The sequence below is a fragment of the Paraburkholderia sp. IW21 genome, from assembly GCF_041321145.1.
In the GTDB taxonomy this organism is placed as follows: Bacteria; Pseudomonadota; Gammaproteobacteria; order Burkholderiales; family Burkholderiaceae; genus Paraburkholderia.
This window is the reverse complement of the sequence record NZ_JBGGWA010000032.1, coordinates 1-1,610: the sequence shown is the minus strand read 5'-3', so window position 1 is coordinate 1,610 and position 1,610 is coordinate 1. Positions and strand designations below refer to the sequence as shown.

The window sequence follows — 1,610 nt, the reverse complement described above, 5'->3', positions numbered from 1 at the left end:
TCGCAAGATTAAAACTCAAAGGAATTGACGGGGACCCGCACAAGCGGTGGATGATGTGGATTAATTCGATGCAACGCGAAAAACCTTACCTACCCTTGACATGTATGGAACCTGGCTGAGAGGCCGGGGTGCCCGAAAGGGAGCCATAACACAGGTGCTGCATGGCTGTCGTCAGCTCGTGTCGTGAGATGTTGGGTTAAGTCCCGCAACGAGCGCAACCCTTGTCCCTAGTTGCTACGCAAGAGCACTCTAGGGAGACTGCCGGTGACAAACCGGAGGAAGGTGGGGATGACGTCAAGTCCTCATGGCCCTTATGGGTAGGGCTTCACACGTCATACAATGGTCGGAACAGAGGGTCGCCAACCCGCGAGGGGGAGCCAATCCCAGAAAACCGATCGTAGTCCGGATCGCACTCTGCAACTCGAGTGCGTGAAGCTGGAATCGCTAGTAATCGCGGATCAGCATGCCGCGGTGAATACGTTCCCGGGTCTTGTACACACCGCCCGTCACACCATGGGAGTGGGTTTTACCAGAAGTGGCTAGTCTAACCGCAAGGAGGACGGTCACCACGGTAGGATTCATGACTGGGGTGAAGTCGTAACAAGGTAGCCGTATCGGAAGGTGCGGCTGGATCACCTCCTTTCTCGAGCTAACGTGTCAATGCGTTGAGCGCTCACGCTTATCGGCTGTGAAACTAGACAGACTCAGGGGTCTGTAGCTCAGTTGGTTAGAGCACCGTCTTGATAAGGCGGGGGTCGATGGTTCGAATCCATCCAGACCCACCACTGTTTCTGCGGTGGCTGCGCGAATGACTGAAACCCCTGGGGCTATCAATGCGGATAGTGATATCTGTGTGTGACTGGGGGATTAGCTCAGCTGGGAGAGCACCTGCTTTGCAAGCAGGGGGTCGTCGGTTCGATCCCGTCATCCTCCACCAATCTTCAATGCCGGTTTTACTGCGGTGAACATTGAGAAATGTTTGCGGTGTAGTGAAACAGGCATTGGCGATTGAGCCAGTCAGAGTGATATGAAGCAGAGCTTTATATCGGCTGTCGTTCTTTAACAATCAGGAAGAAGTAGTAAAGAGATTCACGAAAGGACATCTAGAGATGGGTGTGTGAGTAGGTGAATCAGGGTTGTGATTGTATCAATGTATGAAAAGGTAATCGAAAGATTGCCTTGGAATACGGCGCAACACGAATACTCAACCTGTAGCGTGTGTGAACTGATCGGTCCTGCGGGAACCTGTCCCCTTCGGGGATCGGGCCAGAGTAAGCGCTAAAGCGCTAACACTGGCCGAGAGAGACACACCCGTTATAGGGTCAAGCGAACAAGTGCATGTGGTGGATGCCTTGGCGATCACAGGCGATGAAGGACGCGGTAGCCTGCGAAAAGCGACGGGGAGCTGGCAAACGAGCTTTGATCCGTCGATGTCCGAATGGGGAAACCCACCTCTTCTGAGGTATCCGTAGCTGAATACATAGGCTACGTGAAGCGAACGCGGTGAACTGAAACATCTAAGTAACCGCAGGAAAAGAAATCAACCGAGATTCCCAGAGTAGTGGCGAGCGAAATGGGAGCAGCCTGTACTCTTTATCTTCATTGTTAGT

2 tRNA genes and 2 rRNA genes are annotated in these 1,610 nt (G+C 52.9%); all 4 read left to right on the top strand.

The window, feature by feature from the left end:
- Positions 1–643, top strand: a 16S ribosomal RNA gene (locus ACAX43_RS32895); the annotation flags it as partial.
- Positions 644–708: 65 nt separating this feature from the next.
- Positions 709–785, top strand: a tRNA-Ile gene (locus tag ACAX43_RS32890).
- Between the two features lie 76 nt (positions 786–861).
- Positions 862–937 (top strand) — tRNA-Ala (locus tag ACAX43_RS32885).
- Positions 938–1,320: 383 nt separating this feature from the next.
- Positions 1,321–1,610: ribosomal RNA gene (locus ACAX43_RS32880) — 23S ribosomal RNA — on the top strand; the annotation flags it as partial.